We start from the raw sequence: 14,682 nt of genomic DNA on the forward strand, positions 1-14,682 counted from the left end.
CCCGGCGCAGGCGCGCCGAAGTTTCGCTCACTTTACCGTGACCAGATTCGGACTCGAAACGTCGAACACGGTGCCTTCCCGGGTGAGCAGCGGCATTACGACGGCAGCCTTGCGCTCCCCGTCGCCCGTGCCGCCCCACACTACCTTTCTTCCGTCGCGCAGGTTCAGCGAGACATCCGAAATGGACCGTGCGACAACCTCACCCACCTGGACCGACAGCGCGGGCGGCAGCGTGACCAGCACCGCGACGGCCGCGCGGATCGCGTCCGGCCCCGACAACGGGCCCTCGGTGACCAATTTCGGCACGCCGATGGGTGGTGCGGCCTCGATCGCGAATTCCACACTCTCGGCGTCGATCAGGTGCGCCCCGTCGGGAGCGTCCAGGTACACCACCGGAGTTCGTTCGACGACCGTCACCAGCACCGTCGACGGGAACTTCCGCTGCACCCGCACCGAGCGCACCTCCGGGATCGCCGCCACACGACCCGCCATCTCGGTGGTATCGATGCGCAACATCGAACGCCCGTCCGGGATTTCGAGCCGGTCGCGGACCTGCTGCTCGGGTACGGCGGTCAGGCCGTCGATCCGCACGGTCCGCACCGACAACGCCGGGGTGAACCACGCGAGCACCGCGAGCACGGTGACGACGATCAGCCCGACCGCGGTCCAGAGTCGGTAGCCGTGCCACCCGCGCGCGGCGGGCATCGGCAATCTCACCGGCCACCCTGCTGCGGACGCGCCCGCAAGCCGTCGAGGATCTGACTGCCGAGCATGGTGACATCGCCCGCGCCCATGGTGATCACGACGTCACCGGGTTGCGCGAGCGCCGCGACCTGGCGGCCGACCTTCGACATATCGGGTTGGTAGTGCACGGGTTCGGTCACCGCCTGGGCGACCAGCGCGCCGTTCACACCGGGCAACGGTTCCTCGCGGGCACCGTAGACGTCGAGCACGACCACCTCGTCGGCCAGGCTCAGCGCCGCGCCGAACTCGGTCGCGAAAGTGGCCGTGCGGCTGTAGAGGTGCGGCTGGAAGACCACGATCACCCGGCCGCGTTCGGTGCGCGCGCCGTCACGCGCCTCCTGCGCGACGAGCTGGGCCGCGGCCTCGAGCACGGCCCGCACCTCGGTGGGATGGTGGGCGTAGTCGTCGAAGACGCGCACACCGTTCTCGCGCCCGGTGAACTGGAACCGGCGGTGCACGCCACCGAAACCTTCCAGCCCCTGCACGATCTCGTCGACGTCGGCGCCCGTCGCCCGGGCCGCGAGCAGCGCGGCGAGGGCGTTGAGGGCCATGTGTCTGCCCGGCACCGACAGGCGAACCGTGCGCGGCGTCGTCTCACCGCCGAGCTGGAACTCGACGATGCCGCCGACATCGCGCGGCTGCCAGCCCAGCAGCCGGGCGCCGACGGGCACCGGTGCGTCGGTCAGGTCACCGGAGCCGTAGCCGAGCACCTGCACGCCGCGCTCGGTGAGCCGGGGCGCGACCCGTTCGGCCAGGGCGAGCGAGCCGGGATCGTCGAGGCAGACCACCAGCAGGCCGCCGGGGGCGAGCCGGTCGGCGAAATCGTCGAAGACCTGGATGTAGGCCTCGTCGGTGCCGAAGTAGTCGAGGTGGTCGGATTCGATGTTGGTGACCACGGCGACGTCGGGGTCGTACTGCAGCAGCGAACCGTCGGATTCGTCGGCCTCGGCGACGAAGACGTCGCCGCTGCCGTGGTGGGCGTTGGTCCCCGCCTCGTTGAGTTCGCCACCGACCGCGAACGAGGGGTCGGCGCCGCAGTGCTGCAGCGACACGATCAGCATCGAGGTGGTCGAGGTCTTGCCGTGGGTGCCCGAGACGAGCAGGGTCTTGTGCCCGCGCATCAGCGCGGCGAGCACGGTGGGACGCATCAGCACGGGGATGTCGCGCCGATTGGCTTCGACCAGTTCGGGGTTGGTCTTCGGAATGGCGGCGTAGGTGGTGACGACGACGGTCGGGCCGCCGGGCAGCAGGTCGAGCGCGTCGGCGTCGTGCCCGATGCGCACCTGCGCGCCGCGGGCCCGCAGCGACAGCACGCCACGGCTCTCCCTGGCATCGGATCCCGACACCGCGCCGCCGCGGGCCAACAGGATGCGCGCGATACCGGACATGCCCGCACCGCCGATCCCGACCATGTGTACCCGCTCGAGTTCGGCGGGCAACGCCGAACCCACGGGCTCGCCCGCGGTGCCCGGGCTCGGGCGGCCCGGCTGGTCACGCTCGGCTTTCGCGTCCGGCCGCTGACCGCTCATCGGGCGAGCCCGGCGACGATGCGGGCCACGGTATCGGCGGCGTCGCGGTGACCGGCGCCCGCGGCGGCGCGGCTCATCTCGGCGAGTCGGGCGGGGTCGAGCAGCAGCGGAATCACCTCCTCCATCACGAATTTCGGGGTCAGCTCGGCATCGGGGACAATTCTGCCACCCCCCTTGGCCACCACAGGTCGCGCGTTGAACTCCTGCTCGCCGTTGCCGTGCGGCAGCGGCACGTAGAACGCGGGCAGCCCAACGGCCGACACCTCGGCCACCGTCATCGCACCGGAACGGCAGACCACCGCGTCGGCGGCGGCGTAGGCCAGATCCATCCGCGACAGGTACGGCACCGCCACGTACGGCGCGGGCGCGTCGGCAGTACTCACCTCGACGCTGTTCTTGGGGCCGTGCGCGTGCAGCACCGAGATCCCGGCGGCCGCCAATTGCGGTGCGGCACCGAAGATCGCCTCGTTGAGGCTGCGCGCACCTTGTGAACCGCCGAACACCAGTAGCACCGGACCTTCGGCGGGCAGACCGAAGTGCTCGCGGGCCTGCGCGCGCAGCGCGGACCGGTCGAGTTCGGTGATGGCGGCACGCACCGGGATGCCGACGACCTCGGCCCCGGCCAGGCCGGAGTCGGGAACGGCGGCAAGCACTGTGGTGGCCAGCCTGGCGCCGACCTTGTTGGCGATGCCCGCCTTGGCGTTGGCCTCGTGCACGACGACCGGCACCCGGCGCTGCCTGCCGATACCGCGCGCGGCGAGGTAGGCGGGCAGGGCGACGTAGCCGCCGAAGCCGATCACGACGTCGGCGTGCACCCGGTCGATCACCGAGCGCGTGGCCCGCACCGAGGACACCACCCGTGCGGGCAGGCGAAGCAGGTCGGCCGACGGCTTGCGCGGCAGCGGGACCGGCGGGATCAGCTCGAGCGGGTAGCCGCGATCGGGCACCAGCTTCGTCTCGAGTCCACGCTCGGTACCGAGTGCGGTCACCCGGATCGAATCGTCGAGTCGGCGCAACGCGTCGGCCACCGCCAGCGCGGGTTCGATGTGGCCTGCGGTTCCCCCGCCAGCGACGATCACCGACAACCCGGATCGCGGGCTACTCACTTGGATCTACCTCGTTCTCTAGCGTGTGGCATCGGATAGGTCGGTTCCCATGCTCTGGTCGACCGTAGCGAACTCGTGCCCCGGCTTTCCCGCGCGCGTCGCCCACGCGGGGCATCGGCTTGGCGGCGGGGGGCCTGACGTGGGCGTTCGGTTTTCGCGCGCGGCGCGGGCTTGCGCGGCGCCGGGGTGTACACCTCGGGTACGGGTAGTCGCAGCAGCCTGCTGAGTCGGCCGTCCTGACCGGCTTTGAGCGCCGAGACGGCCTCCGGCTCGTGCCGCGCGGCACTGGCGATGATGCCGAACATGAACAGCGTGATCGCCAGCGACGAACCACCCGCCGACACCAGCGGCAGCTGCAGGCCGGTCACCGGCAGCAGGCCGACGACGTAGCCGATGTTGATCAGCGCCTGCGCGGTGATCCAGGTGGTGGCGGTGGCGGTGAGCAGGCGCAGGAACGGGTCGACCGAACGCAACGCGATGCGGATGCCGGTGTAGACGAACATCGCGAGCAGCGCGAGCACCGCCATGCAGCCGAGGAAACCCAGTTCCTCGCCGATGATGGCGAAGATGAAGTCGTTGTGCGAGTTGGGCAGGTAGCTCCACTTGGCGCGGCTCTGGCCGAGCCCGCGACCGAGGATGCCACCGTCGGCCAGGGAGTATTTGGCCTGCCGCGCCTGGTAATTGGCGCCCTGGGGGTCGTCACCGGGGTTGAAGAACGCGCGCACCCGGTCGGATCGGTACCCGGCCGACAGCGCGAGCACCGACGCGACGACCAAACCGCTGACCATGATCCCGACGAACAACCGCACCGGCAGCCCACCGAACCACAGCAGCGCCATCAGCACGATGCCGAGCGCGATGGTGGTCGACAGGTTCGGCTCGAGCACCACGAGCAGACACACCAGCAGACCGGCGGGCACCAGCGGTACCAGGATGTCCTTGAGGTGTGCCCCGCGCCGCGACGCGAGCAGGTGCGCGCCCCACACCACCAGGGTCACCTTGACGACCTCGGACGGCTGGATCGAGATGGGTCCGATGTCGAACCAGCGCCGCGCGCCGCCGTGCACCGCGCCGATCCCCGGGATCAGCACGAGGACCAGGGCGATCACCGAGACGCTGAACGCCGGGAACGACCACTGCCGCAGCAGCCGCAACGGCAACCGCAGCGCGATGTAGAACGCGACGGCGCCCAGCCCGGCGAACATGGCCTGCTGGATGAACAGCGAATACGCCGACCCACCACCGGCGTAGGCCTCGACGCTCGACGCCGACAGCACCATCACCAGACCGAGCACGGTGAGCAGGGTGGCGATGGTGACGATGAGGTGGAACGAGGCGAGCGGACGGGCCAGCCACGCGCCGAAACGCTCCCCCGCCCATCCCGGCTGCGGCGCGATCCGTTTCCGACGCGCCGCGGTCGGGGTGGTCTGGCCCGTCGATGTCACAGTGCCCGCCCGATGTCACCGTCTTCCAGTGCCGTGACCGCGTCGACGAAACAGCGTCCGCGGTGGGTGTAGTCGTCGTACATGTCGAGGGACGCGGCCGCCGGTGCCAGCAGCACGGTGTCTCCCGACCGGGCCATGCCCGCGGCGGCCCGCACCGCGCGGCCCATCACCGCTTCGGCGCGCTGCGATCTCGACGACTCCATGTCTGCATCGTCTCCCGGGTCCAGTGCGATGACCGGGACTTCGGGCGCGTGTCGCGCCAATGCGGCGGCGATCACCGGCGCGTCGGCCCCGAACAGCACCGCGCCGACGAGCCGGTCGGCGACCTCTTCGACGAGGTCGTCGACGGTCGCGCCCTTGAGCAGACCGCCCGCGACCCACACCACGTGCGGGTGCGCCAGGATGGAGGCGCGCGCGGCGTGCGGGTTGGTCGCCTTGGAGTCGTCGATGAAGTCGACGCCGCCGAGTTCGCGCACGAAGGCCGTGCGATGCGGGCCGACCTTGTGCTCGGCCAGGCCTTCTTTCACGAACTGCGGTGCCACGTCGATGGCCCTGGTCAGCGCCGAGGCGGCGAGCGCGTCGGCGATGCCAGCCGGCCCCTGCGGACTGATGTCGGAGGTCTCGGCGAGGATCGCGGCCTTGGTGAAGGCGCGGTCGAGCAGTTTGCCGTCGACCACACCGAGTTCGCCGTCGGCGGGCACGCCCACCCGGAACCCGACGGTGCGCCGCGCCTTGGCCTTGCGGGCGAGCGAGCCCGCGACGGGGTCGTCGAGGCCGACCACACCGATGCGGCCGGTGAGAGCGCGCGCCTTGGCGGCGGCGTAGGCGTCGAGCCCGCCGTGCCAGTCGAGGTGGTCCTCGGCGACATTGAGCACCACGCCCGCCTCGGGCCGCACCGACGGCGCCCAGTGCAGCTGGAACGACGACAGTTCCACCGCGAGTACCTGGGGTCCGGGGTTGCGGCGCAGCGCGTCGAGGATGGGCAGGCCGATATTGCCGCAGGCGACGCTGGCGATGCCCGCGGCGCGCAGGATCGAGTGCGTCATCTGGGTGGTGGTGGTCTTGCCGTTGGTTCCGGTGACCACCAACCACTTGCGGACGGGACCGTAGATGCGGGCCTGATCGACCCACCAGGCGAATTCGACGTCGCCCCAGACCGGGATGCCCTCGGTCACCGCGGAGACGAGCACCGGCGAGTCGGGCCGCCAGCCGGGGCTGGTGATGACAAGGGCGAACCGGGTGAGGTCGGCGTGCTCGAGTTCCACCGTGGTGGCGATCTCGAGCCCGAGTTCGGCGGCCTCGGCCAGAGCCTTGGCGCCACCGTCGGTGACCACGGGGTGCGCGCCGATATCGCGCAGCGGTTCGATCAGGGAGCGTCCGGAGACACCCCAGCCCGCGACGAGAACGTCACGGCCACGCAGGAATTCCAGCATGGGGCCCGGGGAACGCAGGGCACGGGGCGAGTGTTCGACCATTTCCGCTCTCACCCGACCTGGGACAGGTATTCGCTGTAGAACAGTCCGAGACCCACGGCGGCGGCGATGCCTGCCAGGATCCAGAACCGGATGATGACCGTAGTCTCCGCCCACTTGCTCAATTCGAAGTGGTGGTGGAACGGCGCCATCTTGAACAACCGGTTGCGGGTGGTGCGGTAGACCGCCACCTGCAGCACCACCGACGCCGCCTCGGCGACGAACAGCGCGCCGATGACGACCATCAGCAGCTCGGTGCGGGTGGTGATGGACAGACCAGCGAGCATGCCGCCGAGGGCCAGCGAACCGGTGTCGCCCATGAAGATCTTGGCGGGCGCGGCGTTCCACCAGAGGAAGCCGATGCACGCGGCGGCGGCCGCCGCGCAGACCAGGGCGAGGTCGAGGGGGTCGCGCACGTTGTAGCACCCGGGCCCGGGGCTGGTCGCGCAGGCGTTGCGGTACTGCCAGAACGTGATGATGACGTAGGCGCCGAGCACCAGGCTCATCGATCCGGCGGCCAGACCGTCCAGGCCGTCGGTCAGGTTGACCGCGTTGGACCAGGCCACGACCAGCAGACACACCATGATGACGAACACCAGGGCGCCCATCGAGACCGTCGACCAGTCACGCACGTACGAGATGTGCTTGCTGCCGGGGGTGAGCCCGTTGTCCGCGCGGAACTGCAGCACGAGCACCGCGAAGATCACCGCGGCACTGATCTGGCCGATGTACTTGCCCGCCGCCGACAACCCGAGGTTGCGCTGTTTGCGCAGCTTGATGAAGTCGTCGAGGAATCCGACCACGCCGAGCGCGGTGGTGAGCCCGAGCACCAGCAGGCCCGAGGCCGTCGGCCCTTCGGCGTCGTAGCCGAGGCCGATCAGGTGCGAGCCGAGGTACCCGGCCCACATGCCGATCAGGATGGCGACACCACCCATCGTCGGGGTACCGCGTTTGGCCTGATGGCTGGCCGGGCCGTCGACCCGGATCTCCTGACCGAAGCCCTGTTTGGCGAAGACCCGGATCAGGAACGGCGTCAACAGGATCGACACCGCAAGGGCGATCCCCGCCGCGAACAAAATCTGCCTCATCGAGCTGCCTCCGAGCTACCTTCCCCTGCCCTGGTCAGGTGCTCGGCGACGGCCCACAGACCGACCGCCTTCGACGCCTTGACCAGTACCACATCGCCTGCGGCGATTTCGTCGTCGAGCAGCGCGATGGCCGCCGAGATATCGGGTACGAGGATCGACTCCTCGCCCCATGAGCCTTCCATCACCGCTCCCTGGTGCATGCCCCGGGAGGGTCGTCCGGTGCCGACCACGATCAACCGGTCGACGTCGAGGCGCACGGCGAGCCGTCCGATCGCGTCGTGTTCGATGACCGAGGTGTCGCCGAGTTCGCCCATCTCCCCGAGCACGGCCCAGCTGCGTCGCGGTTCGGGACCCGCCTTGGCGAGGGTGACCAGCGCCTTGAGCGCGGCCCGCACCGAGTCGGGGTTGGCGTTGTAGGAGTCGTTGATGACGGTGATGCCGTCGGGGGTGGTCCGCACGTCCATGCGGCGCACCGAGGCCGCCGTCGCCCCGGCGAGCGCCTTGGCGACAGTGTCCAGATCCGCACCGCATTCCAGGGCGACGGCGGCGGCGGACAGCGCGTTGCCGACCTGGTGTTCGCCGTGCACGGCCAGCCGCACCGGCACCGACTCGCCACCCGCGTGCAGGGTGAAGCGGGCGCGGGCCTGGTCGTCGGTGGTGACGTCGGTGGCACGGATGTCGGCGTCGCCGGACAGGCCGACCATGACTACGCGGGCTCTGGTGCGCGAGGCCATGGCGGCGACGTTCGGATCGTCGGCGTTGAGCACGGCGAGACCGTCGGCCGGGAGCGCTTCGACCAGTTCACCCTTGGCCTGCGCGATGGCCTCGCGGCTGCCGAACTCGCCGAGGTGCGCGGTGCCGACATTGAGCACCACGCCGATGCGCGGCGGCGCGATGCGAGCCAGGGCGGCGATGTGGCCGACACCGCGCGCCGACATCTCGAGGGCGAGGAATTTGGTGTCGGCATCGGCGCGCAGGGCCGTCCAGGGGTGGCCGAGTTCGTTGTTGAACGAACCGGGCGGGGCGACCACGGGGCCCAGCGGTGCGAGCACGGCGGCCAGCAGGTCCTTGGTCGAGGTCTTGCCGGATGACCCGGTGACGCCGACGACGGTGAGACCGGTGCGCTCGGCCAGGCGCTCGGTGCTGACCCGCGCCAGCTCGGCCAGCGCCGCGAGCACGGCGGCGCCGGAACCGTCGCCGTCGTGGCTCAGGGCCACCGAGGTGGCGGGCACCGTGCCCGCGTCCGGCGCGACGACGATGGCGGGCACCCCGACCGGGCGCGCCGCGAGCACGGCGACCGCTCCGGCCTCGACCGCGGTCGCCGCGTAGTCGTGACCGTCGGAGTTGGCGCCGGGTAGTGCGAGGAACAGATCACCGGAACCGATTCGGCGCGAATCGAATTCGACCGAACCGGTCACCCGTGCCTGGGGGTCGGGTACGTCGTGCAGCTCGCCGCCGACAACGTCCGCGATCTCCCGCAGTGTCATCTCGATCATGAAACCGTCAAGTCCTCCGAGTCCGTGTGCGGACTGTGTTGTGCCAGTAGAGAATCCAGCTCCGCGGCGAGGACCTCGCGGTCGTCGAAGGGATGCTTGACGCCCTGGATCTCCTGCCCCGCCTCATGGCCCTTGCCCGCGACGAGCACCACGTCGCCGGAACGCGCCCAGGCGAGTGCGGCGGCGATGGCCGCCGCGCGGTCACCGATCTCGCGGACCTCGCCGCGATCGGTGGCCGGGAGTTCGTGCGCACCGGCCACCACAGCGGCGCGGATGGCCGCCGGGTCCTCGGTGCGTGGATTGTCGTCGGTGACGATCACCAGGTCGGCACCGCGTGCCGCCGCCGCGCCCATGAGGGGGCGTTTGGCCGCGTCCCGGTCACCACCGGCGCCGACGACCACCACGAGCCTGCCTCGGCCCGCCTCGGTGAGGTGTGCGCGCAGTGTGGCGACCACCGACTCGACGGCGGCGGGTTTGTGCGCGTAGTCGACGACGGCGAGGAAGTCCTGGCCCCGTTCGACGCGCTGCATGCGACCGGGCACGTCGACGGTGGCCAGCGCGGGTGCCGCGACCGCCGGATCGACCCCGGCGGCCGCGCAGGTGGCGACGGCGAGCAGGGCGTTGGCGACGTTGTAGCGGCCCGGCAGGCGCAAGCGGACGGTCAGCTCGCCGGTGGGTCCCCCAGCGGTGAACTCCTGTTCACCACCGGTGGCCTTCACCTCGCCGACGACCCGCCAGGCGGCTGGGCCGACGACCGGCTCGGTGACGGGATCGGCCGTCCGATCGACCGCGCCGGAGCCGGGGCCGGCGGTAGGAGCCACGGAAGCGGCCGGATGATCGTCCGCCGCGTCGGTGGTCGACACCGTGATCGGGTCGACCAGGTCAGCGGCCAGGCGGCGGCCCCACTCGTCGTCCACGCAGATCACCGAGGTACGCGCGGCGATCGGCGAGTCAGGTTCGAACAGGCGACGTTTCGCGGCGAAATAGTCCTCGAAGTCCTTGTGGAAGTCGAGGTGGTCCTGGGAGAGATTGGTGAACGCGCCGACGGCGAAACGCACACCGTCGACCCGGCCCAGCGCCAGCGCGTGACTCGACACCTCCATCACCACCGCCTGCACACCCTGCTCGACCATGGCCGCGAACATGGCGTGCAGTTGCGGCGCCTCGGGGGTGGTGAGGGCGCTCGGCACGCGTTGCCCGCCGATACGGGTCTCGATGGTGCCGATCAGGCCGGTCGACAGGCCCGCCGCGACCAGACCCGCCTCGACCAGATACGACGTGGTGGTCTTGCCTGAGGTGCCGGTGATGCCGACGATGCGCAGGCGATCGCTCGGATGACCGTAGATCTCGGCCGACAGCTCGCCGAGCACGGCGCGCGGGTCCTCGCGCACCAGCACGGGCACCGACACCGCACCGATCAGATCGGCGCCCGCCGCGTCGGTGTACACCGCGACCGCGCCGCGCGCGACGGCGTCGGCGGCGAAGCGGGCGCCGTGCGAAGTAGCGCCGGGCAGACCGGCGAACAGGTCACCGGGGCGGACGGCGTTGGATCGTTGCTCGATGCCGGTGACGCGCACCTCGGCCGGGACCGGGGTGCGCGTGGTGGCGCCGGTGAGCTCAAGCAGGGCCTGCAGCGGCGTCGACGGCGGGGTGTTCGGCCGGAGCGCGTGCGGGCTGGACTGCGCGGGCACAAGGCTCCTCTCTGAGATCGGTCGAGCGCGAAGGCGAGACGAGCAGTCAGGTTACCGACGCGCGGTGTCGGACAGGCAACGTGGGTTGAGTTTCAGGTCGTTCCCGGCCCGCCCGCCTCTGGACTGAGTGGAGGGTGCGACGAAGGAGTACCCGGAGGGAGGGAAGAGGCGGGCTCACGGGGCCGGGAACCGCGGCGCCAGCCGCTATGATGCTGCCTCCAGCACCAGCGGCCTGGGCTCCGGCGACGGTGGCACCCGGTCGCGCTGCAATGCCCAGGAGGCGATGGTGTGGAACAGCGGCGCGGCGGACCCGCCACCGGACCCGTCGGAGCTGCGTACCGGCGCGTCGAGCATCATGCCGATCACGTAGCGCGGGTTGTCGGCGGGCGCCATCCCCGCGAAGGTGATGTAGAACGACGAGGTCGAATAGCAGCGGCAGGCCGGGTCGACCTTCTGCGCGGTTCCGGTCTTGCCCGCCACCTGGTACCCCTCGACCGCGGCCTGCGGCCCGGTGCCCATCTGCACGCCCATCGGGTCCTTCTGCACGGTCGCCTGGAAGACGGTGCGCAGGGTGGCCGCGGTCTGCGGGCTGACGACCCGCACGGGGTCGGGCTGCAGTTCCTCGGTGCGGGTGCCGTCCGGCGCGATCCTTGCCTTCACGATGCGCGGCGGGATGCGAAGACCGTCGTTGGCGACGGCCTGGTACATACCGGTCATCTGCAGGGTCGTCATCGAAAGACCCTGGCCGATGGGCAGATTGGCGAAGGTGCCACCGGACCACTGGTCGCGGGCGGGCACCTGTCCCGGGCTCTCGCCCGGCAGGCCGATCCCGGTGCGCTTGCCGAGGCCGAAGCGGTCGATCATGTCGGCGAAGCGGTCCTCCCCCACCCGCTGCGCGAGCATGAGGGTGCCGACATTGGACGACTTCCCGAAGATGCCCGTGGTGGTGTACGGCGCCACGTCGTGCTGCCAGGCGTCGTTGACGGTGACACCCGACATCCGGATCGACCCGGGCACCTGCAGCACTTCGTCGGGAGTGGTCAGCCCGTATTCGAGCGCGGCGGCGGCGGTGACGATCTTGTTCACCGAACCGGGCTCGAAGGGCTCCGACACCGACGGGTTGCTCATGTTCGCCGAGGCCCAATGCTGTGGCCCCAGTTTCGGATTGAAGGTGTTGTCGTTGGCCATGGCCAGCACCTGACCGGTCTTGGCGTCGAGCACGACCGCCGAGGCCGACGCCGCGCCGGAGAGCTGTTTGGCCTGCTGCACCTGCTGCTGCACGAAGTACTGCATGTCGGCGTCGAGGGTGAGTTCCACGCCGTGCCCGTTCACCGCGGGCTGCTGGTCGCGGTAGCTGCCGGGGATCACCGCGCCGTCGGAGCCGCGATCGTAGGTCCGCGAACCGTCGGTGCCCGCGAGCACCGAATCGAGCGCCGATTCGAGGCCGATCTGGCCGTGCCCGTCCCAGCCGGTCGCGCCGACCACATTGGCCGCCAACGCCCCGCCGGGGTATTCGCGAGGGTCCTGCCGTTCCGCGCCGACCTCCGGGAACTTCGTGGTGATCTCGGCGGCGATCCGGGGATCGACATTGCGGGCCAGATAGTGGAAGGGCTTGTCGCTGCGCAGTTTGTCGAGCAGCTCCTCCTCCTTCGGGCCGGTCGCACCGAGCTTGTCGTGCACGAACTTCGCGATGTCGGTCAGTCGCTGCTCGGGATCGGGCGCGTTCTCCTTGGTCTTCTTCGCGTCGGCGAGCTGCTGGCGCACCCGGACCGGTTGGAACGTCAGCGCTTTCGCGGTGACGGTGAAGGCGAGCGGGTTGCCGTAGCGGTCGGTGATGGGACCACGCACCGCGGCCTCGGTCTCCTTGGTGGTGCGCTGAGAGGCGGCCTGGGCCGAGAGTCCCGGCGCGGCGATGCTCTGGATGTAGAGCAACTGCAGCGCGACCACGGCGAGGGTGGCGAGCATGGTGACCCGGCCGACGCCGAGGCGCAACCGGATGGGCCGGTCCGGCGAGAGCGACCCGCTGCGTCGGGCCCTCGACGAGACCGGCCCGCGTCGCCGTGGCGACGCGGGCCCGCTCTGCCTCATCGGCCTGCCTCGGGAGCGATGATCCGGGGCGTCTCGCTCGGCGGACCCGCGTCCGGTAAGGGCGCGACTTCCGGTGCGGGGGGCGGCGTGTCGGCCGGTGCCGCAGCCAGCTCGACCCGGTCGGGGACGAGCTGGGGGGCCGGTGCCTGGACCGGCGCCTCCGACGGCGCCGGTGGGACGCCGTCGCCCACGGGGGGAGCGACCTGACCCGGCGGGTCCGGCTGTGCCAGGGGCGGATTCACGACGGGCGCGCTCGGCGCTCCGACCTGGGCGCCGGGCGCCGCGAGCACGGCGGGCGGAGTGCTCTCGGGCGCGGCGGTGGCCGGGGTGCCCGGCTGCACCGGGACCACCCGCTCGCCCTGCGCCTGCTGACCCGGTGCCGGGTTCGGCGTCGTCGTCGGCGGTCCGTTCAGCGGCGGCGCGGGGGCGCCCTGGGCGGGCATCGGCGTACCGATCACGGTGACCTCCCCGCCGGGTCCGATCACCAGACGCGCCGGGTCCTTGGCGGGGATCATGCCGAGTTCCCCCGCACGCTCGGCCAATTCGGGTGCCGAGTCGGCGGCGGCGACCTCGCGCTGCAGCGCGGCCCGCTCGTCGGCGAGCGCGCGGTTGTCCGAGCGCATGTCGCCGAGCAGGTAGCTGTCCTCGGCCGCCCGGGTGGTGAGCAGCAGGGTGAGCGCGAGACCGCATCCGAGCAGCCCGATGATCGCGGTGACGAACGGAATGCGCCCGGCCATGGTGGAGGAGCGATCGGGCAGCGATATGCCGTCGAGCAGCTGCTGCCTGGTGCGTTTGCGCGCGTAGGCCCGCTCCGCGGCACCGGACTTCACCCGTTCGGCCGCCTGCACGCGCCGGGCGGTACGCCCCGGTACGGCAACGGTGCTCGTCCGCACGCTCATCGTGTCCCCTCCTGTGTCCTCCCTGACCTCTCCGCGATCCGTTCGGCCGCACGCATCCGCACCGGAGCGGACCTCGGATTGGCCTCGATCTCGGACTCGGTCGCCTTTTCCGCGCCTCGGGTGAGCATTCGGAACTCCGGGCCCATGCCGGGCAGTTCGACCGGCAGGTCCATCGGGGACCTGGACACGATCCGAGGCGCGAATTCCTGCTTCACCAGCCGATCCTCGAGCGACTGGTACGACATCACACAGATCCGCCCGCCCACGCGCAGCGCGTCGAGCGCCGCGGGCAGCGCGGCCCGCAGCGAATCGAGTTCTCCGTTGACCTCCACCCGCAGCGCCTGGAACGTGCGCTTGGCGGGATGCCCGCCGGTGCGCCGGGCCGCGGCCGGGATGGTCGCGTACAGCACCTCGACCAGTTGGGCGCTGGTACTGAACGGTTCGACGGCGCGGCGGCGCAACACCTCCGAGGCGATCTTGCCCGCGAAGCGTTCGTCGCCATAGTTTTTCAGCACCCGGGCCAGGTCGCCGTGGCTGTAGGTGTTGAGCACGTCGGCGGCGGTGATCCCGGTGGTCGGGTCCATCCGCATGTCCAGCGGCGCGTCGACGGAGTAGGCGAAGCCGCGATCGGCCTCGTCGAGCTGCATCGAGGACACGCCGAGGTCCATGAGAATCGCTGACACCGAACCGGTTTCGGCCAGACCCGCCTCGGCCAGCGCCTCGGGGATCCCGTCGTAGCGGGTGTGCACCAGCGTGATTCGGTCGGCGTAGGGCGCCAGGCGCTCGCCCGCCAGTTTCAGCGCGTTGGTGTCGCGGTCGAGGCCGACCAGCCGCGCGTTCGGGTAGGTGCGCAGGAAGTGTTCGGCGTGCCCGCCGAGGCCGAGGGTCGCGTCGAGATAGACCGCGCCCGGCTCGTCGAGCGCCGGACCGAGCAGGTCGTCGGCTCGCTCGAGCAGCACCGGCACATGACGGGGGTTCTCGGTGTCATGGTTCACCTCGACCTCCCGGGATACTGCCTCGCGTCGCAGACGGGTCGCCTTGCCACACAGTGCTTGTGGAATGAGTTGCTTACTCGGATGAGTGCGAATGCGTCGAGGTCTCTGACCGGGGCGCGGCACCTGGCG

11 protein-coding genes are annotated in these 14,682 nt (G+C 70.9%); all 11 read right to left on the bottom strand.

Annotated features, from left to right (window positions below):
* Window positions 1-27: 27 nt before the first annotated feature.
* Window positions 28-705 (bottom strand): cell division protein FtsQ/DivIB, encoded by a 678-nt coding sequence (locus tag NC7_RS20645; protein ID WP_067985859.1) that lies wholly within the window; start codon window positions 703-705, stop codon window positions 28-30.
* Between the two features lie 8 nt (window positions 706-713).
* Complete coding sequence (gene murC / locus NC7_RS20650) at window positions 714-2,156, bottom strand: UDP-N-acetylmuramate--L-alanine ligase (RefSeq protein ID WP_067985861.1); 1,443 nt, start codon at window positions 2,154-2,156, stop codon at window positions 714-716.
* Between the two features lie 113 nt (window positions 2,157-2,269).
* Window positions 2,270-3,379, bottom strand: a complete 1,110-nt coding sequence (gene murG, locus NC7_RS20655; RefSeq protein WP_067985599.1) for an undecaprenyldiphospho-muramoylpentapeptide beta-N-acetylglucosaminyltransferase — start codon at window positions 3,377-3,379, stop codon at window positions 2,270-2,272.
* Window positions 3,376-4,776, bottom strand: coding sequence for a putative lipid II flippase FtsW (gene ftsW / locus NC7_RS20660; protein WP_067985862.1), 1,401 nt, complete (start codon window positions 4,774-4,776; stop codon window positions 3,376-3,378). Before ftsW ends, murG begins: the two co-directional genes overlap by 4 nt.
* A gap of 44 nt (window positions 4,777-4,820) precedes the next feature.
* Window positions 4,821-6,257 (bottom strand): UDP-N-acetylmuramoyl-L-alanine--D-glutamate ligase, encoded by a 1,437-nt coding sequence (gene murD / locus NC7_RS20665; RefSeq protein ID WP_067985602.1) that lies wholly within the window; start codon window positions 6,255-6,257, stop codon window positions 4,821-4,823.
* Window positions 6,258-6,307: 50 nt separating this feature from the next.
* Window positions 6,308-7,384, bottom strand: coding sequence for a phospho-N-acetylmuramoyl-pentapeptide-transferase (mraY, locus tag NC7_RS20670; RefSeq protein ID WP_067497468.1), 1,077 nt, complete (start codon window positions 7,382-7,384; stop codon window positions 6,308-6,310).
* On the bottom strand, window positions 7,381-8,880 hold the full coding sequence (locus tag NC7_RS20675; protein ID WP_067985603.1) for a UDP-N-acetylmuramoyl-tripeptide--D-alanyl-D-alanine ligase: 1,500 nt from the start codon (window positions 8,878-8,880) through the stop codon (window positions 7,381-7,383). The genes mraY and NC7_RS20675 overlap by 4 nt, the downstream gene beginning before the upstream one ends.
* The gene (locus NC7_RS20680) at window positions 8,877-10,571 is read right to left on the bottom strand and encodes a UDP-N-acetylmuramoyl-L-alanyl-D-glutamate--2,6-diaminopimelate ligase (protein ID WP_084458648.1); all 1,695 of its coding nucleotides are present in this window, start codon (window positions 10,569-10,571) and stop codon (window positions 8,877-8,879) included. The genes NC7_RS20675 and NC7_RS20680 overlap by 4 nt, the downstream gene beginning before the upstream one ends.
* Window positions 10,572-10,775: 204 nt before the next feature.
* Window positions 10,776-12,659: a peptidoglycan D,D-transpeptidase FtsI family protein gene (locus NC7_RS20685; RefSeq protein WP_084458649.1), complete on the bottom strand. Its 1,884-nt coding sequence runs from the start codon at window positions 12,657-12,659 to the stop codon at window positions 10,776-10,778.
* On the bottom strand, window positions 12,656-13,558 hold the full coding sequence (gene ftsL, locus NC7_RS30390) for a cell division protein FtsL (RefSeq protein WP_201449935.1): 903 nt from the start codon (window positions 13,556-13,558) through the stop codon (window positions 12,656-12,658). Before ftsL ends, NC7_RS20685 begins: the two co-directional genes overlap by 4 nt.
* A complete protein-coding gene (gene rsmH / locus NC7_RS20695; RefSeq protein WP_067985605.1) occupies window positions 13,555-14,553 on the bottom strand; it encodes a 16S rRNA (cytosine(1402)-N(4))-methyltransferase RsmH in 999 nt (332 codons plus the stop codon). Before rsmH ends, ftsL begins: the two co-directional genes overlap by 4 nt.
* Window positions 14,554-14,682: the final 129 nt, after the last annotated feature.

This window comes from Nocardia caishijiensis NBRC 108228 (genome assembly GCF_001612825.1).
Classification (GTDB): Bacteria; Actinomycetota; Actinomycetes; order Mycobacteriales; family Mycobacteriaceae; genus Nocardia; species Nocardia caishijiensis.

Bases quoted from the DNA above. Each gene is read 5' to 3' on its own strand.
- NC7_RS20645 (WP_067985859.1), bottom strand. From the start codon at position 705: ATGCCCGCCGCGCGCGGGTGGCACGGCTACCGACTCTGGACCGCGGTC.
- murC (WP_067985861.1), bottom strand. From the start codon at position 2,156: ATGGTCGGGATCGGCGGTGCGGGCATGTCCGGTATCGCGCGCATCCTG.
- murD (WP_067985602.1), bottom strand. From the start codon at position 6,257: ATGCTGGAATTCCTGCGTGGCCGTGACGTTCTCGTCGCGGGCTGGGGT.
- mraY (WP_067497468.1), bottom strand. From the start codon at position 7,384: ATGAGGCAGATTTTGTTCGCGGCGGGGATCGCCCTTGCGGTGTCGATC.
- NC7_RS20675 (WP_067985603.1), bottom strand. From the start codon at position 8,880: ATGATCGAGATGACACTGCGGGAGATCGCGGACGTTGTCGGCGGCGAG.
- NC7_RS20685 (WP_084458649.1), bottom strand. From the start codon at position 12,659: ATGAGGCAGAGCGGGCCCGCGTCGCCACGGCGACGCGGGCCGGTCTCG.
- ftsL (WP_201449935.1), bottom strand. From the start codon at position 13,558: ATGAGCGTGCGGACGAGCACCGTTGCCGTACCGGGGCGTACCGCCCGG.